This window comes from Moorena sp. SIO4A5 (genome assembly GCF_010672005.1).
GTDB lineage: Bacteria > Cyanobacteriota > Cyanobacteriia > Cyanobacteriales > Coleofasciculaceae > Moorena.
On record NZ_JAAHHZ010000048.1, the window covers coordinates 12,475 to 35,720 of the forward strand.

Consider the following 23,246-nt stretch of genomic DNA (forward strand, 5'->3'; position numbering starts at 1 on the left):
CTATTGGGTAGGGTGCTAACTTATGGCTAATCGGTAAGATCTCAAAGGTGAGTGCTATGGAATCTTTTTCCCTCACCCAATTGAGAACTGCTATAGCAGCAATTAATCCTAATCCAGTTCCTGATGATTTGCTGCCGGTTTGGGAGTTTCAATAAAACCTAGCACTGCGATAGCTCAATCGAGCCAATTAAGAATCCCTTGGATTTCTTCGACCAATTCCATAGGTTTAAACGGCTTGGTAATAACTCCAGTTACCCCCAAATCTAGAAACTGCTTTTGCTCGCTGCTCCTAGCTTTAGCGGTTAGCAAAATTGTTGGGATATCCGCTGTCACTGCATTAGCTTGTAACTGTCGAAATGTAGCCGGTCCATCTAGCTCGGGCATCATTACATCTAGCAGAATCGCATCAGGCTGATCTGCCTCAGCCTTAGCTAATCCCTCTTTACCAGAATCAGCTGTCAACACTTCCCACCCTGCTGCTGCTTCTAGAGAAAATTGGATGATTTCTCGAACCCCATCATCATCATCAATCACTAAAATGCGCTTAGTTGTCATCTTTCCCACCTTCTGCTGCTGCTGTTTGTTCTGGTAAGGTAAAATAAAAACTGCTGCCTTCACCAACAGTACTCTCAACCCAGATTTTGCCTCCGTGCTGCTCCACTATATTACGGCAAATCGCTAACCCTAAACCCGTCCCTCCCTTTTTACGGGCATCGGAGGCATCAACCTGTTGAAAACGGCCAAATATACTTTCAAGTTTGTCATCCGGAATTCCCCGGCCCTGGTCTTTAACGGTAAACAAGATCGTGGCACTGTTTGGGTCAGGGGGTGAGGTTCTTTCTGGTTCCTCTGGCTGTTGGAGTTCTACAGTTAACCATAGGCTAGAACCTCTGTCTGAAAATTTAATCCCATTGCTGAGTAAATTGGTTATGACTTGAATAATGCGATCGCTATCAGCCTCGAATTCAATTTCAGATTCAATGGCTTGGGGCGAGACTTCCAATTTAATCCCAGCTCGATTAGCCATCACCTGCACCTGATCAACAGCTTTAACCATCAACTCAGCTGAATTTACGGACTGCTTCGACAAACGGATCTTACCAGATTCCAGACGTTCGAGTTCCAAAATATCGTTAACTAGTCGCACTAAACGCTCAGCACTATCAGCGGCAATGCCAATCACACGCTGTCCTCGTTCAGACTGAGGTTGAATTAGACCAGTTGATAACAGGTTCAAGGCACCATGAATCGAGGTTAAGGGGGTACGGAGTTCGTGGCTGACCACGGAAGTGAATTCATCTTTCATCCGTTCAATAGCGTAGCGCTCAGTAATATCTTCCCCAATACTCATGGTGCCAATTGCCTCTCCCTGGAGATTTTGGAGTAGGGTATTATTCCAAGCAATGATTTTTTCTTGCTTTGACTTGGTGAGAATCGAGTGCTGATAGTGAGGTTTAAAGTCTGGCTCTAGGATGTCCTGGAAGTATTGCTGTACTGACTGTTGCTGGTAATTGGGCAGGAAGTTTTCAAACCAGTCCTTGCCTAAAACTTCTGCTTCTGTGTACCTAGTCAATTCTAGGAAGAACGGATTGACATACTCCACTTTACCCTCTCGGTCTAGTCCCACCACCACCAGTCGCACATTTTCGAGAAGGCTGCGCCACCGTCGCTCTGATTCCTGTAAACTAGCAATTAACTGGGTACGTTCTTCTTCAAATCGTTTGCGTGAACTAATATCTCGCTGCAACACTAAGATATAGCTAATGTTTCCTTGGGTATCATGAACCACTGAGTAGGAGGAGTCTGTGGTAAGAACAGTCCCATTTTTGCAGACAAACTCAATTTCTTGACGATGGGTTCCCTGCTCCAGTAAAACTGGAAACTGTTGCTGGCAAATATTTTGGTATGTGGGGGTAAAGAACTCTTCTAAGCGATTACCGATCAATTCTGATTCAGCATAACCCGACTGCTGGATGACAGCCGGGTTCACTTGCTCAATCATGCCCTGAGTATCTAATATATGGATAAAATCTGGGGCAGATTCAAACAACGAGCGGAATCGTTGTTCGCTTTCGAGTAAAGCAGCTGTGCGCTGTTGAACCCTAATTTCTAATTCTCGATTGAGTTGTTGTAATTCTCGATTGAGTTGTTGCAGTTGAGCTTCTTGCTGTTTACGCTCCGTGATATCCGTAGTGATGCCGTGAAGATGTACAGAGGTGCCATTATCACGCCTAACCACACGAGCGCGATCGTTCAGCCAGCGAATTTCTCCATTACTGAGCTGAATTCTATATTCTAAATCCCACGATTGACGACGGTTTTCTTGAACAGCTCGCCATGCCTTATCAACAGGATCAAAATCTTCTGGCACAACAAACTGTCGCCATAAGTTGTCTTGATCGCTAAATAGCTCGAAAGTTGGGCGACCGTAAACTTGCTCGAAGGCTATATTAACATAGCGCAGTATCCCAGAAGGCAGTGATACTGACCACACCACGTCTTGAAGAGAACTCATAATTGCTCGGAGCCGCTCTTCGTTGGACTTCAGCGCCTTTTCATTTTCTTGAAATGCTTCTTCTGTCTGCTTGCGATCGCTAATATCCGTAATTGAGCCAACCACTCGCACTGGATCACCTGCTTCATTCCAAAGTGCTTGTGCCTGGTCAAGAATCCATTTGTAACTGTCGTTGTTGCACCGTAAGCGATACTCTTGAACATAATAGGAGGTTTTCTGGGCTAAGTGATCCTCCATGGCTTTGATCACCTGGTCTAAATCATCGGGATGGATGTGTGTCCGCCATTGATGGTTATAGTTTCCGATGTCGTAGCTTTCATCATACCCCAGCATTTCCTTACATCGGCTGGATACAAAGGTTTCATTGGTTTTGGGGTTCCAGTCCCAAATTCCCTGATTAGCTGCCTGTAGTGCCAATTGCCAGCGTTGCTCACGTTGCCGTAAGGATTGCTCTGCTAAAATACGCTCTTCAATTTGAGATTTTAGCTCCTGGTTGAGCTGCTCAAGTCCAGCCAGACTAGGTGAATTTTGGATTCGAGGTATAATAGAGTATAATTTTATGGCAGTGTAGACAGAAACTATAGCTGTAATTGCTTTAATAGGGCCTAATAGCCAGTAAGCTGGATCCCAAACGGTCCATAGTTCCATCAGGTGAGTGGTGCCACCGCAAATAATAAACGCCCCAAACAACATCAATAGTCCCTTTAAAGGCAGATTCTGCCGCTGCCTAATCAAGTAGACTAGCAGTATGGCAATCAAATAGTAGGCTAGGGTAATGAGAGCATCACTGATCAGGTGTAGCCACATCAAGTTAGGCTGCCTGAGGTAGCAGTTACCTTGGGGAATAAACGTTTCGGCAAATAGGAGATAGTCAAAGAAATTGATCATAATCGGGTTGACAATTGACATGATTGCTGACAGTCAACCGTTAACCATCAACTGTGAATAAAATGTGATCAACTCTACTATGTCCGATCTGCCAATTCTATGTCCACTAACTGACCATAGTTATTTATTTATCTGACAACATTTGATTCTTCTGTGCTATCATACTAAGTCTTAGTTGGCTGCGCTCAATGCGATTCAACACCCGAGCCAAAAGTTCTGGTTCCTTGATTGGTTTTTGTACGTAATCATCTGCCCCTGCCATAAACACTTGCTGCACAGTTTCAGCATCTTGAGCAGCTGAGAGAAACAGCACCGGTAACTCACCCCAGCGAGGGTCATTGCGTACCACCTGACACAGGTCAATACCGCTAAATTCCGGCATTTGCACATCCAAAATCAGTAAATCGGGAGTACACTGCTCTATGGTCTCCCAGAACTGTTGTGGATCGTTTAGTAAAGTCAATTGGAATCCCCAAGGTTCTAGCACAGTGCGTAGATGATCCAAGATTTGAGGGTCATCGTCAACAATCAATAGCTTTGCCTGTGGTGGACCAGATTGTTGCAACACTTTAGCGATCGCATCCATCACCTTTTGAGGTGCTACAGGCTTCTGAAGAAAACCCCGTCCCCCCAAACGAGCCACTTTGACTCGTTCAGCAAAACTCTCTTGAACCGTAAGTACTACCACAGGTACAGGGGGCTCAGTTGTTTTCAGTTCTGCTAACAGCTCTAAACCATTTCCCGCTGAGTCAGGAAAACACAAGTCTAGCAGTACCACATCAGGGCGCTTACGAGCAATTGCTTTTCTAGCTTGAGATATATCACCGGCCACCTCAACCTGCATTTTCCAGGCTGCTACCTCTGAGGCTAACCCTTGCGCTAGTTTTACATCATCATCCACAATCAATAGTCGTGGGGAGTGGGGAATCGGGAATCGGGAGTTGGTAATCGGGAGTGGTTGACTTTGAGTAGGTTTTGGAAGGTTATCCTCGGTCTCTAGTTCTTGTCGTAGTTCTACCACTAGTTGAGACAGATGTGCTATTACCTCCTCACTAGCTTTTTTCCCAGATTGCAATATCTGCTCAATCTCACGGGATTTGAGAGAGCCTTGATCAAAACCAAAGCTACCGAGGGAACCGGCTAGGGTGTGTGCCTCCCCTAAAGCCTCCTGTCGCAACTTTCCGGTAAGATTACCATCTCGCCAATCCGTCACCGCCCGCTCCAATACATTGAGCCGCTTGATATACTTTGACTTCTGCTGCTCCCAAATGGCACTTAGTCCTGATTGCTTTGGTTCTTCGGATTGAGCCTTAGGGACTGGGGAAACGGAACTATCACTCTTGCTCTTTGATTGTTTCAGGTTAGATGGTGTCTTTTTAGCTACTTTTTTGCCTTTGTTTTTCTCAGTCTTTGTTTGACCTGAACCTTCCTCAGGCAGTTGTCTGAGCCGATACCCCAAGCCGTAGACGGTTTCAATTAAATCATTTTTGACTCCAGCTTCCTTGAGTTTCCGCCGTAAACTTTTGATATGAGCTCTAACGGCATTTTCTGTAGGGGGTTCTTCAAAAGACCAGAGATTATCTAGCAGGAAACTTTGGCTAAAGATGCGGTGGGGATTCCGTAAAAACAGCTCTAATAGACCATACTCCTTAGGTGTCAGATGTAATAGTTCCTGATCGTAGCTGACCTGGCAGTTACTGGGGTCAAGTTGGAGCAATCCCCACTCAAGCACAGGGAGTAGGGGGGTGCTGCTGCGGCGCAGCACTGCTCGAATTCGGGCTAATAATTCAGGTATGTCTAAGGGCTTGACTAAATAATCATCTGCTCCTGCGTCTAAAGCTTCGACTTTGTTAGTGCTGGTGTCTTGGGCAGTGAGGAGTATAATCGGAGTGCGATCGCGTGCGTTTCGCAGCTGCTTGCACAAATCAATCCCCGTGAGCTTGGGGAGCATCCAATCTAGCAAAATCAAGTCATACTTAAATATCTCTGCTAGTGCTATGCCCTCATCCCCATCTGTAGCTAGATCAACCTGATAATGTTGACTAGCTAGCGCTGCCGTTACCACTTTGGCAATACCTTCATCGTCTTCTACTAGCAGGATTCTCACGAGGACCTAACAGCTCCAGCACCAAGGGGATGGGTTAGTTTCTTGATTATATAAATAGAGATTATATAAATATTCATGACTTCGCCCAAATTAACAAAAATTTAGACGAAGTTTGAGGCTTTTGACTTAGCTTAGCCCATGGCTGTCAAGATATCTTGAGCGTGGGTAGCAGTTTTTACCGTCTCATCAACGTGAGTAATTTTGCCCTCGCCGTTGATAATGTAGGTTACCCGCTTGGAGTAACCCCCACCATCAACATCATAAGCCTTGGTGATTGCGCCATCGGTATCTGCTAGCAGGGTGAAAGGCAGACCATACTTTTCCTTAAATTGTTTGTGGGATGCCTCATCATCCATACTGACACCGAGTACCACCATGTCTTTACCTTGATACTCAGTGTAGTTATCCCGAAAGCTTTGGGCTTCCTTGGTGCACCCTGGAGTATCGTCTTTGGGGTAAAAATAAAGCACTACAGTTTTACCCGCAAAGTCGGACAGTGAAACGGTATTGCCTTCGTCGTCTTTGACAGTAAATGCTGGTGCATCTATGCCAACTTGAAGAGCCATAACTTTTGTTTCCTATAGAAATATACTGAACTTATGTATAAAGTTTACAGTAATACGACTTACCTAGTAACTCGACTTTTAGGGTGCCTTCTCTTTAAGCATCATTATACATAAGCGCGTTTGTTGCCCAGTTTGGCCTAGGTCTTGAATAAATTCCAAAATTTCTAGAGTAAACCACCAGAGGTTGGCCTCTAATGTCAAAAAAACCTTAATATAGAAATAATCGGCGGTCAGTATAGTTCTGAGATTTAGTAACTGTGGCAAGAACTTCAATTCAGTCTCAAGGTAGCCAGCCTATTCAATATCCTGACCGAACTACTAAGCGTGCAGAGCAAGCAATGCGCTGTTTGCCATTCCAAATGCCTCTATTGGCAGCGATGCGTTCTAGCAGTGTTCCACTCTTATCTATAGTAGGTCTTGAAGGTGTGGAGAGAAACTACACAACGCGCCCTAGGTCGGAATTGGCAGTAGAAAACGATTTAATGTGGTTGATTCAAGTGGGTGTATTACGTCGAGAAGTAGACGGTCAGGGAATTACGGATAGTTTTCGACTGACACCTTTGGGTCGTCAGTTGTTAGAAAAGTGGGAACGGCTTGGAGAAACCTTACCTCCACCCTCACTATCAGATCGACTCGATCATACCTTGAATCGCTGGCTAAGATTGTCGGTTTAAATCAAGTTGGTGACAGGGTGATATCTCAAATTATTGATCATCTAGGCTAGTTCTGACGCCCTAACCCTGAATTATGAAAGCGATTATGGTGGTGGGTACTACATCCCACGCAGGAAAATCCTTGATAAGCACAGCTCTATGTCGCCTTCTTTCGCGACAAGGCTGGCGTGTCTGTCCCTTTAAGGGTCAGAACATGGCTCTAAATGCCTATGTGACACCTAATGGCGGAGAAATTGGACATGCCCAAGCAGTACAAGCTTGGGCTGCGGGTGTCATTCCCTGTGTGGAAATGAACCCAATTTTACTTAAACCCCAAGGTGACATGACCTCCCAGGTCATTCTTATGGGTAAAGCCGTAGGGAAGGTTAGTGCTGGGGAGTACTACGAAAAGTACTTTGATAAGGGTTGGCAGGTGATTGAAGAATCACTGCGACGTTTAACCAATGAGTTTGATTTAGTCGTGTGCGAGGGAGCTGGTAGCCCAGTAGAAATTAATATCAAGCACCGCGACTTGACCAATATGCGAGTGGCGCGGTACCTCAAAGCTCCCACCTTGCTGGTGGTAGATATTGACCGTGGAGGGTCTTTTGCTCAGGTAATCGGTACTCTCGAACTCCTCGAACCAGAGGAGAGAGCTTTGATTAAAGGTGTCGTGATTAATAAGTTTAGGGGTCAGCGATCGCTTTTGGACCCCGGGATAAAATGGTTAGAAGAACGCACTGGTATTCCTGTCGTTGGAGTTATTCCGTGGATTGATATACTGTTTCCCGCTGAAGATTCCCTTGACTTACTAGATCGCAACACCAGGAACAAGTCCAATAAGGAAGTCACTATCGTAGTAATTCGTTTACCTCGAATTTCTAACTTTACTGATTTTGACCCCCTCGAAGCTGAACCCAGCGTCTTTTTGAAATATCTGTCACCAAATGAAACCTTGGGATATCCAGATGCAGTGATTCTCCCAGGGACAAAAACTACCATTGCGGACATGATGGTACTCCAAAAAAGTGGCATGGCTGAGCAAATTCAAAACTACGCTGCCTCAGGTGGGACAATTTTGGGAATTTGTGGGGGATTCCAAATGCTAGGCAAAACCCTAGTTGATCCCGATGGATTAGAGGGTAAACAGGGACGTCATCCAGGATTAGGCTTGTTGCCCTTAAAAACCTTGATTACCAGTGGCAAAGTTGCCCGTCAGCGGATGGTGACCTCCAATTATCCCCAAGTTGGCTTACCCATTACCGGTTACGAAATTCATCAGGGGCGTTCGCGACTGCTTGAGGCGGAGATGGGAGATAATAAATCTGCTTATCGAGCGTTATTCGATGACCATGGTTTGGGCATTGTTGACGTGAATCAATCAATTTGGGGCAGCTATCTCCATGGCATGTTTGACAATAGTCCTTGGCGACGTGCCTGGTTGAATCAACTGCGCTCCAGACGAGGGCTACCTTCTCTCCCTACTGGGGTTGTCAACTATCGGGAACAACGAGAAGCGCTTTTGAATTCACTGGCTGATACTATCGAATCTCATCTTGATTTAACCCCGATTTTAAGGTCTTAGACTGTTAACTATCAGATTATTCTTGTCAAAAGTAAAAAGTAAAATTGAGAATGGAAAATGGTTAAGTAAAATTATTAATTAAAAATTAAACTAATTAACAATAAACAAATAAATTAAATGACTAATCAAACATGAGTGTGAGCGTTCGCTTTCTACCAGATGATGTAACAGTTGAGGCCGAAGTCGGAGAACCCATCCTTCTGGTGGCTGAACGTGCTGGTGTGTTCATTGCCACAGGTTGCCTGATGGGTTCTTGTCATGCCTGTGAGGTAGAGATAGAAAATGGACCGACTGTTTGTTCTTGTATCACTGCTGTACCTGCAGGTTATGAACAGCTGACGATTAATCTATACTCTGACACCAATTGGTAGTCTATAAATACCATGGCAATTGGCTTTGGTCAAGGTCACTATTAGAATTTAGAATGCAGAATGGTGAATTTGGAATTCACCATTCTAAATTCACCATTCTGCATTCTGACCGACAACCTTGGCCAAAAGGCCACGCAATCGCGTTCAACCTACCCTACACCGAATCGCCTTGGGTGAACAACCTTGGCCAAAAGGCCACGCAATCGCGTTCAACCTTGGCCAAAAGGCCACGCAATCGCGTTCAACTTTCAACCTCCAACCTTCAACCTTCAACCAATTTGCCATTTGCTATTTTCTCTGGTAACTGCTCAATAATCCCACCTCCGAGCACCAGCTCCCCGTCATACAGAACAGCAGCCTGTCCTGGGGTGATGCTGAATTGTGGTTCATCGAACACTAATTTGAGCCGATTTCCTTCTAGAGGAATCACATTCACAGGTACAGCAGGTGAGCGATAGCGAACTTGCACAGAAGCTCGAATCGGAACAGTAGGTTCCTGAATCGATACCCAATTGACCCGATGAACCGTACATTCAGGTTGGGTGGCTTGGTGGCGTTCCCCTACAATTACCCGATTCCTGGCTGCATCCAGGGCAATCACATACAAGGGATTGGGAGCAGCTATACCTAGCCCTTTCCGTTGTCCAATGGTGTAGTGGTGAATTCCCTGATGTTGCCCTACCACATTTCCATCCAAGTCCACGATGTCACCTGTGGTTTGGGAAATATACTTGTCCAGGAACTTCTGCATGGAACCGTGGGATTCGATTAAACACAAGTCCTGACTTTCTGGTTTATCAGCAGTCTTGAGATTATACTCAGCAGCCAGGCGTCGCGTTTCTGTTTTCTTCAGTTCTCCCAAAGGAAATAGGGAAGCCGCCAGCAGGTCTTGAGTCAAGTCATACAGGAAGTATGACTGGTCTTTTGTCAAGTCTAGTGCTCGCCGCAATTGATAGCGATCGCATTCAGCATCATAAGTAATCCGGGCATAGTGACCTGTGGCTATTTTGTCAATCCCCAAGTAGTAGCGGGCATAGGTCAGCATCGGACCAAACTTCACTGCCTTGTTGCACTGAGAACAAGGCAGTGGAGTAATCCCAGATTGGTAACCCGAGACTAAGTAATCCACAATGTTTTCCTGAAAAACATCGCGACTGTCCACAATATGGTGGGGAATCCCTAATTGTTCACAGATAAACGCTGCATCGACCATTCCCTCAGAGCAGCATTGACCCTTCCCTTTCATTAACCAAAGGGTCAATCCGACAACTTCGTATCCTTTGTGATAGAGGGTGGCGGCAGCTACGGAACTGTCTACTCCGCCAGACAAGCCAACAACAACTTTATTCATGAACTCAACAGATTTCTACCTTAGGGAGGTATGGCATTGTATATTATTATTGTAATCCTGCTGACCCTTAAGTCCGTCTACCTTAAGTCGAGTGGGCAAAGTGGGATTTCACTCCTATCCTGGAATCATAGAGTATTAGGATAACTCTGGGAGTATCAGTGTTCATGGCTGGTTTTGGAAATTTGGTTCAAAAAGCGTTTTATCTAGGCGTCGGTATAGCTGCAGCAGCAGGGGAGAGAGCTGGGGGAACCTTGTCCGAAGTGCGAGGTCAAGCTCAGAAACTGGTAGATGAACTGGTAGAAAAAGGGGAGATGACTACCGAGGAAGCCCGTAAACTGGTTGAAGATTTAGTGCAACAGGGGCAACAGCAATCCTCTCAAGCTAACCCTAATGATCCTAAACCTGAGCCGCGCCGGATTGAGATTATTGCTGATGAAGAAGAATCAGCACCACCTGAAGAGCAGAATGTTGACAAACTACGCGAGCAGGTGCAAGCTATGCAAGAAGAATTACGTCGGCTCAAGCGCTAACTTATAGCACTTATCTAGCACTTATAATCAACTTGTCAACAACACTGGTTTAGCACATCATGGTGGTTGAGTAACTATTTACTATGGAAGATGATTGGTCTAAAAGTATTTTTGAAACCCTCGAATCAGTGGCTAATATGGTCGATGAGTTCTTCGAGGGTGTCAGTGAGGCGGTTGAGGAGTTTGCCAATGAAGTTGAGGAGTTTGCCAATGAGGTAGACAATGCCATTGGTGCGGAAATTGACCAGTGTTTGCAAGAGATTGTTGAACCGTTTGTTGAGATTTATTTTGACTTTGAGGTTATGGTCAGTGAAACAGACGAGGATTTTCCTGATTCCGTGACACCATCCTCACAGAAACATCCCGCTTGCATAGGTTGCCGTCATTATCACGGTCAAGCCTACGGTGGAAATTTATTAGTCTGCGCTATGCATCCCTATGGTTGGGACACAGAAGATTGTCCTGACTGGGAATCCCATCCTAGAAATTCCTCAAATCGTTTCTAATGCTAGCAAAACCAATGAGTAATTCCTTTACCCAGGAACAAGCATCACCAGAAGTAGACACACCCCAGATTAAATACGGTGAACAGGAGATTGCCCAAGCAAAACTTATTACCTTTCCCAATCCCCGTATCGGTCGTCCCTATCACATAAACATCACCTTACCGGAATTTACTTGCAAGTGCCCGTTTTCTGGTTATCCGGACTTTGCCACGATTTACATCACCTACGTTCCCAATCAACTGGTGGTAGAACTAAAGGCCCTTAAGTTGTATATCAATACATACCGCGATCGCTACATCTCCCATGAAGAGAGTATCAACCAAATTTTAGATGACTTCGTAGCCGCCTGTAACCCGGAAGATGTCACCATCAAGGGGGATTTTAACCCACGGGGTAATGTTCACACCGTTGTAGAAGTGCGACACCAAAAGTAATCGGTACAAAGGTCATAGGTAATCTTGAGGATCCAGTAAACAATTCCGATATAAACGGAAAATATAGCACTTGCGATCAATTCAGATTGACCCTAGGTGGCGGCAACATAGAACTCTTGAGTTTTTGCTTCAACACTAACCAAAGGAAGACCGGAGCATCAAACAGGTATCGCCGCCACAATCGTCGTGGTTCAGATATTAGCCTGTGTAACCATTCTAAGCCTACCTCGCTCATCCAGACAGGGGACCTTGGTTTGGTTCCTGCTTCAAAATCAAGGGTGGCACCTACTGCCATGAATATTTTAATGCTTGGTAATTGATCTTTGTACTTGTGTATCCACTTTTCTTGTTTAGGCGCACCAACTCCCACAGCTAGTACTGTAGCTCCAGAGTTGTTAACCATTTCTATGATTTCTTGGCATTCAGCTTCATTTTTCTCAAATCCGAATGATGGGGAGTGCGCAGCGATAACCATTTCTCTGCCAACTTTAGCATTGACATTTTCTTGAGCTTTTTTAGCGACTCCTTCTCGTCCACCTAAGAGAAATATTTTAATAGTTTCGTTGTTTCTGTGATATTCATAAAAAGCTGGAAAAAGGTCAGATCCAGAAATTTTCTCCTGTATGGGTGACCCCAAAAACCTTGACGCATAATACACAACTTTACTATCACATAATCTATAATCGGCAATTCGATATGCCTTCATGAATTCAGGGTCTTTTTGTAGCTTAACTAAGTGATCGACATTGGGAGTAAAAATAACCCCGCTATCGAGCCGCTTTAAAAGCTCTGAGATTGATATATTATCAATCTCTAAGTTTAATATTTTGACTATTTCTCTCATGTTTAACCTTTTGACGATGTCTCTCCTAACTAAGGGATAAGCAATAAAAACAGTCAAGTTTTTACCAAAAATCTTCAGACTTGGAACCAAACTCAGTCAATTTACCATTTACCGATCAGCTAACCAAGTTAGCTTGATACTGTTTCGAACAAGATTTTATTTGGGAAAGAATAAAATTACATTATCACAGTTTTAGTAATTTGACTATAAATTTGACTATAGTAGCTCTGAAAAATTGGTAAATACCCTTTTGTCTAGATAGCTGAACCTATAGATCTCCTCTAATTAAACAACAGTAATCCCTTGATGTAGATTACACCAGGGGTTGAAACTATCTCAGGAATTTGACATAAATCTATTTTAGTATTAGCATTAAACTCTAGTTCACTGTGTTAAGAAGCGATGAATTATCGATCAGGACAGTGTTAGATATTTACCGAAATATTCAATCTCATTGTCACAGGGTGATCTAGATCGTATCGAGGTTAGAATTGGTGACTAATTATAACGTTATAGATTAGAGTAAACTGTGATTGAATCAATCAGGCTGTCTGGGAATGAATTCACTTTTCCATCCTCCTAGTCAACCCCGATATGCTTAGATGTTTAGAGCTTAAAAACCTCAAGTCAATTCCTTTCTATAATCCTTAGTAAGGATAGCCTGGTTTAGGCTTGATTTATGCTTAATTTAGTGGTTATGTATTAGGTATTTACTTTAATTAAAAGTACTTGTTTTTACGGTTGCACCAGTCCTCCTTTATGGTTGATTGATGGTTAGTTAATGGTTGATTTTACCATTAATATCATAGCCTATGGGCGAGTCCCGGCTAGTATTTTCTCTGAGCTTAATAAAATCTTTAAATAGTCTTCATAGACTCTACATAAATGAGCTAACGATGGTAATTTTTACTGATCACGAGTCGTTGTCTTGATCAGGTAGTCTTGATCAGGTTTATGGCTTATTTTAAGAAGATTTTTTAGCAGGTAGTAGCTCACCAGCCGAGTCTGAGAATTAGTCGAGCTAACAAATGCCTCAACTCTTTGCTACTTATAGAATGAGACTACATAGTGTGACCGATACCAGTAGTCTTTACAGAAAATTTATACAAGCCTACTATAAGATTCATCGATCCTTCAACCTTCATCTTTGTGAAGCCGACTATTGTTATTTGTAGGGTTAGATGCTGAGCTAAACTAGGCACACTACTTAACCTACCAGAAAATTACCCACAGATCTACCGACCACAACCATGAGAAACCCAGTAATTGCCATTGGCTTGGATGCTGCCGACCCTGCCTTGATAGAGCAATGGATATCTCAAGGGCATCTGAAAAACCTGCGTCGCTTACGAGAACAGGGATCTTACGGACGTTTAAAGACATATGAATACTACCGGGCTGAGACTCCCTGGACAACATTCCTCACTGGTTGTTCTCCTGAGCAAACAGGGTACTGGGCACCTCTGAAAATTAAGGAAGGCACTTACGAAGTAGAAGACATTCAAGCCTACGACTTTGCTGAGTATCAACCCTTCTATGCCTTGGGAGATGACTATCGGGTGGCAGTCTTTGATATGCCTCAAGCTCCCCTGTCCAATCAGGTCAATGGGTTGCAAGTTCTCGCTTGGGGAGCTCACTCTCCTCTGACTCCAAGTCATTCCATACCCAAATCCTTGCTACAGGATGTGATTGATAAGCATGGTGAGCATCCTGTCTTACGCAAAGACCATGCCAGTATTATGGATGTGGCAGCACTCAAGGGTCTTCAGGAACAACTGGAGATTGGTATCGCACGCCGGGGTGCCATTTGTCAAGACTTGTTGGAGCAGATGCCGTGGGATTTCTTCTTAACAATCTTTGGTGAAACCCATACTGCAGGGCATTACTTCTGGCACCTGAGTCAGCCGGATCATCCCCTCTACCCATCTGTAGGTGCTAAATGCCCTGGAGACCCCGTGTTAGAAATTTTTGAAGCTATTGACGAAGCCATTGGTGGAATTTTGAGCAAAGCCCCGGATAATGCCCAGGTCGTAGTATTTGCTGCCCATGGTATGGGGTCTAACGTCATGGATCTACCGAGTATGTTGTTCCTGCCAGAATTTCTCTATCGCTGGAGTTTCCCAGGTAAATATGGCATTGGTCGTGGCAACTATGGTCAACCCCCAGAACCCCTAGTCAATGATGCCAGGGCTAAAAAGGGTTGGATGGGGAAAGTATGGAGCCTCAAGCATGAATCGAATCCACTCAAAGGTTTTTTAAGACGTCAACTCCCTACCAAACTTTTCAATCCTATCGCACCCTTGTTTGGTTCCACTCCTGGACCAGATCTCATTTCTCCGTTCAAGATGCAGGCAGAATCCGATCCATTCTTTTTCCAGAGTCCATCGTGGTACCAACCCTGCTGGCCTCAGATGAAAGCCTTCGCGCTGCCTAGTTATTCGGAAGGATATATCAGGATTAATCTCCAGGGAAGGGAACCTCACGGTATTGTCCCCCCTGATCAGTACGATGCTGTATGTGAGGAATTGACTCAAAAACTTTACCAGCTTAAAGATGCTCGCACTGGGGAACCAATGGTGAAGGAAATTATCCGCACCCGCCAATCGGCAACTGAAACTGGTCCGAAATTACCTGATGGTGACTTAGTCGTGATCTGGCAAGAAAAATATGCCACTGACGTAGTAGATAGTCCCGATATTGGACGCATTGGTCCAGTTCCCTTTAATCGTACTGGTTCTCACCGCTCTGATGGCTTTTTGGTGATTCAAGGACAAGATATTGAGCCAGGTTCTAGTTTACCAGCTGGTCATTCTCTAGATTTAGCCCCCACTATTCTGAATTTGATGGGAGCGCCGATTCCTGACTATTTTCAAGGTAAGCCCCTCTCGGCAATTAAAGAAACTGTTGTGGCTGGTTAACTGAAAATTAACTAGTGACTAATTTTAATTAGTCGCAAAGGGAATTGAGTGTTTTCTGTTCAGTGTTTTTTGTTGAATGTTGTTGAGTGTTGATCGTAAGTCAACACTCAAACACTCACCGAAACCCCCCTATACTAAGTGTTATCACGTGTTATCACTAAGTAATAGCACTAAGTAATAGTTGTGAACCCAGAGATTCTTCAATGTCCATTCTCAAGTTTTGGATAGCAGGGTTAATTACTACCGTAGCAGCAATAGGTGTATCCGTTCCCAGTTGGGCTCTACCACTGTCTCCTGGCGATCGCCTTAGACTCTTTGTGGCTGGCGAAGAAGAAATCCCGGAAGCTGAACGCTTCAGTGCCACCTATGAAGTTAATCTGGATGGTTACATAAAATTTCCCTACCTAGACCCGATACTGGCAGCGGGTCGAGAAGTATCAGAAATCGAGCAAGACCTAGTCAAGGCTTTGCTGGAAGGGGGCTTTTTTCATGCTGATTTCCTCAAAGTCAGCATTCAACTCTTTGAGTGGGCTCCAATTCAGGTAACTGTGGGAGGAGCTGTTTTTGAACCTGGTCGGGTTTTGATTAATGATACGGATTCTAAAGGTCGAGACTTACCGGCATCGATTGCTACTGTCTCAGGAGACTATCCTCCAGAACGCTACCTAACCTTTGCTATTTTAACGGCTGGCGGCATCAAACCAAATGCCAACATTGAACAGGTGCGCTTGGTTCGGGGTGAGCAGGAACAGGTAATTGATTTATCTGGTGTGTTCACCGGATCACCAGTGGAGGATATTCCCTTGATTGCTGGAGACCAAATCATTGTTCCGACTCGGGAGTTGCCTCAATATTATCTAGCCAGACCTTCCCAGCTGACTCCCTCAACTATTCCTGTGTTTATCTCCAATCTCACTAATCCCAATAATGGACGTGACCTTAGAATCCAGGAAGTTGAATATGGCTCCCGTCTATCTCAAGCTGTAATTGCTGCTAGTTGTGTTGGAGGCACAGAAAGCACAAATGCAGATCGCCGTGCTCTGTTACTGCAAACTGACCGTACTACTGGGGAAACCCTGGCAAGAGAACGTTCTGTAGAGGACTTGGTGAAGAAGCCTAATGATGACCAAGTTAATCCAGTGCTGATGCCAAGAGATAGTGTCGCTTGCTATGATTCAACGGTAACTAATGTCAAAAGTGTTTTTGACTTTATTGGGGATATCTTCAATCCCATTCGGATTATTAAAGACATATTTATACCCTAATTCATATTGAGGATAGCTAAAATGTTATAATTAATGCATCTATCACAAGTTATAAGCTCACGAGATCTGACTCTTCATCAGGGGTGTATTGGCTACGGGTTTAAGCCATTGCTTGATAGTGGGGTAAAACTCTCTGCCAAGTCTTTCATAATAGAACAAAATATCAAAAATCATAACTTAAGACTACAACTTAAGACTACAACTTAAGACTACAACTTAAGACTACAAATGTGGATTTGCCAGGTGAGATGCTCCAATGACTACTAATTATAAGACCATAGCCCCATATCCCTATGAAAAATCAAATCTCATGCCTCTACGTTGGCTATTTTACTTGTGTTTAGGGATATCCGTTAATGCCGGAATTTGGGGCTTAACATTTTTTTATTTGAAATCAGCTCAGCCAACTTATACCAGTAAATGGGCAGTATCACTTCCTGTCTCAGGCTCATCCACCAGAATTAATATCCCAGAATTAGGGGGAGCGAGTTCAGATGTTAGGTCACCATTTGGCGATCGCTCCCATGACCCGAGGGAAAAGATGAAATTCATTGCGGAAAGTAAGCCGGTACTGAAGGATGCTGCCAGTATACTGAACATGTCCCCTGAAGAGTTGGGCAAGCCTAGGGTCAAAATAGTAGACAATTCAACTATGATGGCCTTTGAAATCAAAGGAGACTCTGCTGAGGAAGCCCAACAGAAAGGTTTTGCTATGCACCAGGCTTTCCAGGAGAGACTTGAACAACTTAGGCAAGAAGAAGTAGTAGAAAATCAGCTACCAATTCAAGCTGATTTGGAGGCAGCTAAGAAAAATTTAGCAGATATTCAGAGACGTCTGTCTGAACACAAAGCTAGAACTGGATTGAACTCGAAAGAACAAGTTAACCAGCTATCATCCACTATAGAAGCCTTACGACAACAACAAATCGATTTGTTAGCCCAAGGGCGAGAAGCAAAAGCCAATCTCAGCAACCTCTCAGCTAATCTAAAGTTGTCATCTGGGCAAGCTGCTGATGCTTTTGTACTTAAGGCTGACCAGATATTTCAGCAAACCCTAAGGGAATACAGTCAGGCTACGGCAGCCCTGACGGTTTTGAGTTCCAAATACGGTTCCAAGCATCCATCTGTAGTAGACGAAAAGAGCAAGCAAGAAAGTGCTAAAGCAGCTTTGCTAGAGCGTAGTCAATCTCTGTTAGGTCGCCCCATGTCTTTGGCAATTATCGACCAGCTCAGTGTTAACTCTGGGCCTGAAACTGGTTCTTCCAGGGAAAATTTGCTGCGCCAAATTGTTGAGGTGGAAGCACGGCAAGAGGGTGTGGAAGCTAGAGCCTGGGTATTAAGCAACCAGATTGCTGAGCTGGAAGCCAAACTCAAACAAATGAGCCAGGATGCTTTGAGGATGGAGATCCTAGAACGCAATATGCGCATTGCGGAAACTATCTATGCTTCAACCTTAACTCAATCAGCCATTGGTCGATTCAACCAATCCCTTTCCTATCCTCAAGTTCAGCTGCTAGCTGAACCCAGCTTACCCCCAGACGCGATAGCACCGAAAAAGTCATCGGCTTTACTTGGTGCAGCAGCTGGTTCCTTCTTAATTAGTGCAGGACTATTTTTACTGTGGTTACGTCCCCATTTACAAGGTAAATCACAACCCTCAATGTACGGCAAAGTAGAATCGTTTAACTCTGATGTTCCACCCTTACGTTCTCAACCATCAAATAATAGCTTCACAACATCTAATAGCTTCACCTCGCCAATCGGTAACCAAAGAAAAGATTTCTGATACAACTAATCCACTTGTTATCAAGCTAGACATCAGAGAATGGCACCAGTAACCTAAGCCATTAGGCAGGCTTTAATGAAACCCCAAAACTTTGAAGAAAAAGTAGTTTTCTATTATATAATTTCAACATACTTATTATTTTTTTTAGGCGCACAGTTTGTTTTTGCCCCAGCCCTAGCTTGGCTGCTAACCTTTTATCTAATTAAGAAGCTTTGGCAGCAAACATCAGATACTCCACCGGAAGAAAGGATTCGGATTCCCATTGGAGTCTGGGTCTGGATTGTTTGCATATCAGTCATTGGCCTAGCCTTAATTATGGGTCATTTAGATTGGGGTTTCTCAACTGTTAAAACTATAAAATCCTTTATTAACTCCTTTTTAAGAACTTGGGCACTTCTGGCCTTATTTCCTTTAATTGGTTGCCTCAACATCCGACCACAAATAATCTATAGAGCAATTTCTATCCTTTCCCTACAAACTCTGATATTGGTACCACTTACCTATGGGTTAAGTCTGACTGGGTTAGAGATGCCCTTGTATACTAGCACCCTAATGGCAAAAATTGGCGGTAACAGTGAGCGTTACTACGCCGTAAGTCCTTACGTGATAAAAAGTGGTGAAACACGCCTTTTCTTATTTGCGCCTTGGGCTCCAGCATTGGCATTTGCCTGTAACGTACACTTTTTCCTTAGTAGTAGAGACCCGGACATAAAGTGGCGTTTTATTGGTATGATTGGTTGTGCTGCTGCAATTGTAGGTTCACTGTCCCGGATGGGGATAATCTGCTTAGTGGGTATACCAATACTGGTAACATTTTTGGGAAATCTAACCGAACCCGCCATGCAAATTACGGCAGGAATAGGGAGTTTTATTGGTGGTCTATTTGGTCCCCAACTGCTGATGATAGCTAGAAACTTGAAAGACTCTTTTTCCAGTCAAAGATCTGCTTCGTCGCGGGTTAGATCGGCCTTAGCCCGGCTTTCTCACCGTAAGTGGGAAGAAGATGCACCGATTTGGGGTCATGCCATTATAGTGGGCAAAGGCCCTGATGTTGTCGCTGGTATGCCTATTGGAAGTCACCACACTTGGTATGGTGCTTTATATACTCATGGAATCGTCGGGTTTATTGGCATCTTAATTCCTATAGTATATACTTTTATAGAGCTTTTAATTAAAGCTCAAAGGAGTAAGCTTGCTACAACAGCACTAACAATACTATTAATTTGTATCCTGTTTTCCTTTGGGGAAAATCTAGAAACATTAGCTTACCTCTACTGGCCTGGTTTGGTTGTAGTAGGGATGGGACTAAAATAAAAATGCTCAAGAGGTTTTTAGAGACCTTTTGTGGAAAATTACCATGCACTAATTATATACAAAAAAAGGATAATCGCCATGGCCACCATATCTGTAATAGTTCCAGTTTATAACGGAGAAAAAACTATATTAGAAACGATCCAATCGATTCAAGCACAAAGGTTTTCAGATTTTGAGTTAATTGTCATTAATGACGGCTCTACTGATGGTACATTAGATGTAATCAGTACAGTCAACGATCATCGATTGAAAGTGTTTTCCTATGAAAATGGCGGATTGCCAGTGGCTCGTAATCGTGGTATTCGTCGCTCTAGGGGCGAGTTTATTACGTTTATAGATGCCGATGATTTATGGAAACCCGATAAATTGGAGCTACAGTTAGCAGCACTGCAAAAAAATCCAGAAGCTGGAGTGGCTTACAGTTGGACAGCATTTATAGATGATAATAGCAAGTTTTTGTTTGCTTGGCAACCACTCTATTGGGAGGGTAATGTTTATCCTCAATTACTAATTCGTAACTTTATATCCAGTGGTTCCAATATCATGGTAAAGCGGAAGTATATTGAAGCAGCTGGAGAATTTGACCCATCCCTGAAATCAGTTGAAGATTGGGATTATTACCTCAGGCTAGCAGCTTTATGTCCTTTTGCACTGGTTCCTAAATACCAAATTCTCTACCGTCGCTCTTCCCAGTCAATGACCTCTAAAGTTGATGTGATGGAGAAGGCAAACCTAATTGTAATTGAAAGAGCCTTCAAGGCAGCTCCACCAGAACTTAAGTCTCTTAAAAATAAGAGTTTAGCAAATGCCTATCGTTATCTTGGTAAGCAGTGTATAGCTAATGCTTTTGATGATGAAGGAGTAAAGCTAGCTAGTCAAAAACTCAGCTATTCCATAAAGCTTTATCCCAAATTTTTGCTAAGCAAGGAAACTATCCGTATAATTTTAAAACTATTAATTCTTAAACTTATGCCTAAAAAAATAGCTGGACATTTAATCGAAATCATCGGCAAAAAAATGCCGCTGGTATCTGTTGATAATCAAATTATTTCAGAGCACTAACTACCACTAAAATTTTACAGATATCAGTTTCGACAGATATCAATCATCACAAGGATGGCAGCATGGGAGATCCACTGTGAACATTGTCAAAACAATTGGGAGTACCATCAAGAATAAACTAGGTAACAGTAGCACTTTTACTCGCAATCTTGGTTGGATGGGAGTGGCCCAGGCATTTATTCGGGTTTCCCGCTTAGGTGCAACGTTTATTTTGCCACGCTTCTTAACTCCCCATGACTTTGGATTAGCTGCACTGGTTCTGACGACCTATGAATATTCACAAACAGTAACGCGGATCGGTGTTCATTCTAGGATTATACAGGCGGAAGCCGATGAGCTAGAAGACATTTGTAATAGTGCTTATTGGTTAAATTGGGTACTTTTTGGAAGTCTATTCGTTTGCCAGTGTATTGCTGCTTTTCCAGTTGCGTGGTTTTATAAGGATAACCAACTTATTTTACCCATTTGTCTATTAGCATTTAACTTTTTGATTGCTCCTTTAGGGGCAGTACAGTCAGCACTAATTCAAAGGGATAATCGAATTCAGATAACGGCTACTGCTCGCGCTATAAGATATGCCACCGCCAATATTTTAACCGCTGTCTTTGCTGTTCTTCATATGGGAATGTGGGCGATAATACTTCCCATACTAATAGCTAGCCCTATAGAATTTATTACATATCTTTTCAAACATCCCTGGCGGAAAACTGGATCTTTCACAACCAAATACTGGGGTAAAATTTTTAGCTTTGGAATCAATTTCCTGGGGATTGAACTTTTAAAGACTCTCAGGGAAACTCTCGACTATCTTATCATTGGTCGCTTTATAGGAATTGACCTATTAGGTGTTTACTACTTTGCTTATAATGCTGGCTTGGGAATTAGCTTAACTATAGTCCAATCGATTACTACTGCTTTATACCCTGCCCTATGTGAAGTACGGACAAACTTATCGAAATTTAAGCAAACATACTTTAACAGTCTGAAGACGATTGGAAAAGTGATTGTTGGTTTTGTTGCTTTACAATCAATTCTAGTTCCGTTGTATATCCCCATTATGGTTGGGGAAAAAATTAATACGGAAGGCTGGAGTATGGTGGTTCCGATCGTGATTTTAGTTTGCTTATCAGCAATTCCTAGACCCTTTGATATTGCTGGGTTTCAGCTTTTAGCAGCCATTGATAAACCGCAGATTGGCTTGCTCTGGAATGTCTTATTTACCATGATATTTTCCTGTAGTCTACTGATAGCAGTGAAATGGGGAATCATCACTGTCGCTGTATCGGTTTTACTCGTTCATGCCCTTTTAATTCCCTTATTTGTGGTTTGGTCTGCTAGGTATGTCTTTGGTAAACCTGAAACCTCTCCTGTCACCTTAGAGCATACTTTACTCCAATCTCATACTATACTCCAATCTCACGATGAGACTGATACTGATCAGTTTTATGTCAGCCAATGGACTTTATCCTTAGCCAGTAGTGGGACATTCCCTAACACTCAGGTTTCTGAATTTCGTGATGCTGACAGTAATAACAGTAATAACAGTAATAGCAGTGCAGGCTTAAGCGATCCCATTGATGATCCCAGAAAACACCTGAAGTTGATAGCTGAAAGTGTGACGGTTTTAGAAGAAGCGGCAAAGCAGCTCAATATATCTGTAGATAGCTTAGATAAGCCTTCGATTCAACTAATCGATAACTCTACAATGATGGTTTTTGAAATCTCAGGAGTCACCCCTGAGGAAGCGCAACGGAGAGCCTTCGCTATTAATCAGGCGTTTAACACAAGACTGGAACAACTCAGAAAGCAAGAAATTGCTCAACAAGAAAAAACTATCCCAGTGTATATAAAATCAGCCGAAAACGATCTAGAAAAAGCACAGCAACGCCTAGCTGAAAAAACGGCTAACATAGGATTACCCTTAAACCAGCTCTTAGAGACAATAGAAGCACTACGGCGCAAAAAGATTGAATTACGGCGCAAAAAGATTGAATTGCTGGCTGAACTAGTTAGCACTCAGTCTGATCATAGTCATTCTACCAATCCTCAGATGATGAATCCTTTTCACCATCAGCCTCAAGCTAGCTTATTCCAAGATTATCCGCCCTTAGAAATGGATGATATTAAACCACAACTACAAGGTAGTGAAGACAAGGCCAGGGATCTAGAGTTTCAGATTTCTCAGCTTGAAGTAAAACTTAGCAAAATGTCCCAAGATGCCTTGAATCTGGAAATTATAGAGCGAGATTTACGCATTGCGCAAACCCTCTATTCCTCTGTTTTAAGCCAATGGGAAATAGTTAAGTCAGACTCATCTATTATGTATTATCCCCAACTGCAATTGGTAGCGGGTCCCACCTTACCTACCAGATCACAAATGCCAGAAAATATAGTACAATTGGGTAGAAAATTGTGATCAGTTCCTGGGAATATGATAGTGCTCAGGAAGCAATTTTTATTCGTCAGTTGTCAGTTTCAACTATTTATATCTTTTTTTTGATGATTTTTTTTTAAAAAAACTAAATCAAAACTATTTATCTTTAAAACCAGT

The 23,246-nt window shown here is 43.2% G+C and carries 19 protein-coding genes; 13 read left to right on the forward strand and 6 right to left on the reverse strand.

The window, feature by feature from the left end; genetic code table 11:
• Positions 1 to 174 precede the first annotated feature (174 nt).
• The 4 genes from F6K57_RS16560 to F6K57_RS16575 all read right to left on the reverse strand — a co-directional run bounded on the left by F6K57_RS16560 (position 175) and on the right by F6K57_RS16575 (position 6,076).
• Positions 175 to 555 (reverse strand): response regulator, encoded by a 381-nt coding sequence (locus F6K57_RS16560; protein ID WP_293044010.1) that lies wholly within the window; start codon positions 553 to 555, stop codon positions 175 to 177.
• A complete protein-coding gene (locus tag F6K57_RS16565; RefSeq protein WP_293069311.1) occupies positions 545 to 3,424 on the reverse strand; it encodes a PAS domain S-box protein in 2,880 nt (959 codons plus the stop codon). Before F6K57_RS16565 ends, F6K57_RS16560 begins: the two co-directional genes overlap by 11 nt.
• Positions 3,425 to 3,527: 103 nt before the next feature.
• Positions 3,528 to 5,510, reverse strand: a complete 1,983-nt coding sequence (locus F6K57_RS16570; RefSeq protein WP_293069313.1) for a response regulator — start codon at positions 5,508 to 5,510, stop codon at positions 3,528 to 3,530.
• A gap of 131 nt (positions 5,511 to 5,641) precedes the next feature.
• Complete coding sequence (locus F6K57_RS16575) at positions 5,642 to 6,076, reverse strand: peroxiredoxin (protein ID WP_075898046.1); 435 nt, start codon at positions 6,074 to 6,076, stop codon at positions 5,642 to 5,644.
• Between the two features lie 257 nt (positions 6,077 to 6,333).
• Between F6K57_RS16575 and F6K57_RS16580 the strand changes: the two genes are divergently transcribed.
• From F6K57_RS16580 to F6K57_RS16595, 4 genes are all read left to right on the forward strand, one after another.
• Entirely contained in the window at positions 6,334 to 6,750 is a 417-nt protein-coding gene (locus tag F6K57_RS16580) for an Npun_F0494 family protein (RefSeq protein WP_293069316.1), read from the forward strand.
• 73 nt (positions 6,751 to 6,823) lie between these two features.
• The gene (gene cobQ / locus F6K57_RS16585) at positions 6,824 to 8,314 is read left to right on the forward strand and encodes a cobyric acid synthase CobQ (protein ID WP_293069318.1); all 1,491 of its coding nucleotides are present in this window, start codon (positions 6,824 to 6,826) and stop codon (positions 8,312 to 8,314) included.
• Positions 8,315 to 8,445: 131 nt separating this feature from the next.
• Positions 8,446 to 8,685 (forward strand): 2Fe-2S iron-sulfur cluster-binding protein, encoded by a 240-nt coding sequence (locus F6K57_RS16590; protein WP_070390571.1) that lies wholly within the window; start codon positions 8,446 to 8,448, stop codon positions 8,683 to 8,685.
• Positions 8,686 to 8,803: 118 nt separating this feature from the next.
• Positions 8,804 to 8,989, forward strand: a complete 186-nt coding sequence (locus tag F6K57_RS16595; protein ID WP_293069320.1) for a hypothetical protein — start codon at positions 8,804 to 8,806, stop codon at positions 8,987 to 8,989.
• On the opposite strand, the gene mnmA is transcribed toward F6K57_RS16595, so the two are convergent.
• Entirely contained in the window at positions 8,948 to 10,036 is a 1,089-nt protein-coding gene (mnmA, locus tag F6K57_RS16600; protein WP_293069322.1) for a tRNA 2-thiouridine(34) synthase MnmA, read from the reverse strand. The genes F6K57_RS16595 and mnmA overlap by 42 nt on opposite strands.
• Positions 10,037 to 10,200: 164 nt before the next feature.
• Between mnmA and F6K57_RS16605 the strand changes: the two genes are divergently transcribed.
• The 3 genes from F6K57_RS16605 (at position 10,201) to queF (ending at position 11,506) form a co-directional block, all read left to right on the forward strand.
• On the forward strand, positions 10,201 to 10,566 hold the full coding sequence (locus F6K57_RS16605; RefSeq protein ID WP_293020854.1) for a hypothetical protein: 366 nt from the start codon (positions 10,201 to 10,203) through the stop codon (positions 10,564 to 10,566).
• Positions 10,567 to 10,649: 83 nt separating this feature from the next.
• Complete coding sequence (locus tag F6K57_RS16610; protein WP_293069324.1) at positions 10,650 to 11,072, forward strand: hypothetical protein; 423 nt, start codon at positions 10,650 to 10,652, stop codon at positions 11,070 to 11,072.
• A 14-nt stretch (positions 11,073 to 11,086) separates the two neighbouring features.
• A complete protein-coding gene (queF, locus tag F6K57_RS16615; RefSeq protein WP_075895514.1) occupies positions 11,087 to 11,506 on the forward strand; it encodes a preQ(1) synthase in 420 nt (139 codons plus the stop codon).
• A 76-nt stretch (positions 11,507 to 11,582) separates the two neighbouring features.
• On the opposite strand, the gene F6K57_RS16620 is transcribed toward queF, so the two are convergent.
• The gene (locus F6K57_RS16620) at positions 11,583 to 12,407 is read right to left on the reverse strand and encodes a WecB/TagA/CpsF family glycosyltransferase (protein ID WP_364303198.1); all 825 of its coding nucleotides are present in this window, start codon (positions 12,405 to 12,407) and stop codon (positions 11,583 to 11,585) included.
• A 1,193-nt stretch (positions 12,408 to 13,600) separates the two neighbouring features.
• On the opposite strand from F6K57_RS16620, the gene F6K57_RS16625 reads away from it, so the two are divergent.
• The 6 genes from F6K57_RS16625 to F6K57_RS16650 all read left to right on the forward strand — a co-directional run bounded on the left by F6K57_RS16625 (position 13,601) and on the right by F6K57_RS16650 (position 23,111).
• Positions 13,601 to 15,268, forward strand: a complete 1,668-nt coding sequence (locus F6K57_RS16625) for an alkaline phosphatase family protein (RefSeq protein ID WP_293069327.1) — start codon at positions 13,601 to 13,603, stop codon at positions 15,266 to 15,268.
• Between the two features lie 203 nt (positions 15,269 to 15,471).
• On the forward strand, positions 15,472 to 16,533 hold the full coding sequence (locus F6K57_RS16630) for a polysaccharide biosynthesis/export family protein (protein ID WP_293069329.1): 1,062 nt from the start codon (positions 15,472 to 15,474) through the stop codon (positions 16,531 to 16,533).
• 256 nt (positions 16,534 to 16,789) lie between these two features.
• Positions 16,790 to 18,319, forward strand: coding sequence for a hypothetical protein (locus F6K57_RS16635; RefSeq protein WP_293069331.1), 1,530 nt, complete (start codon positions 16,790 to 16,792; stop codon positions 18,317 to 18,319).
• A gap of 75 nt (positions 18,320 to 18,394) precedes the next feature.
• Complete coding sequence (locus F6K57_RS16640; RefSeq protein WP_293046487.1) at positions 18,395 to 19,633, forward strand: O-antigen ligase domain-containing protein; 1,239 nt, start codon at positions 18,395 to 18,397, stop codon at positions 19,631 to 19,633.
• A 78-nt stretch (positions 19,634 to 19,711) separates the two neighbouring features.
• Positions 19,712 to 20,695, forward strand: a complete 984-nt coding sequence (locus F6K57_RS16645; RefSeq protein WP_293069333.1) for a glycosyltransferase — start codon at positions 19,712 to 19,714, stop codon at positions 20,693 to 20,695.
• 76 nt (positions 20,696 to 20,771) lie between these two features.
• Entirely contained in the window at positions 20,772 to 23,111 is a 2,340-nt protein-coding gene (locus F6K57_RS16650; protein ID WP_293069335.1) for an oligosaccharide flippase family protein, read from the forward strand.
• Positions 23,112 to 23,246 lie beyond the last annotated feature (135 nt).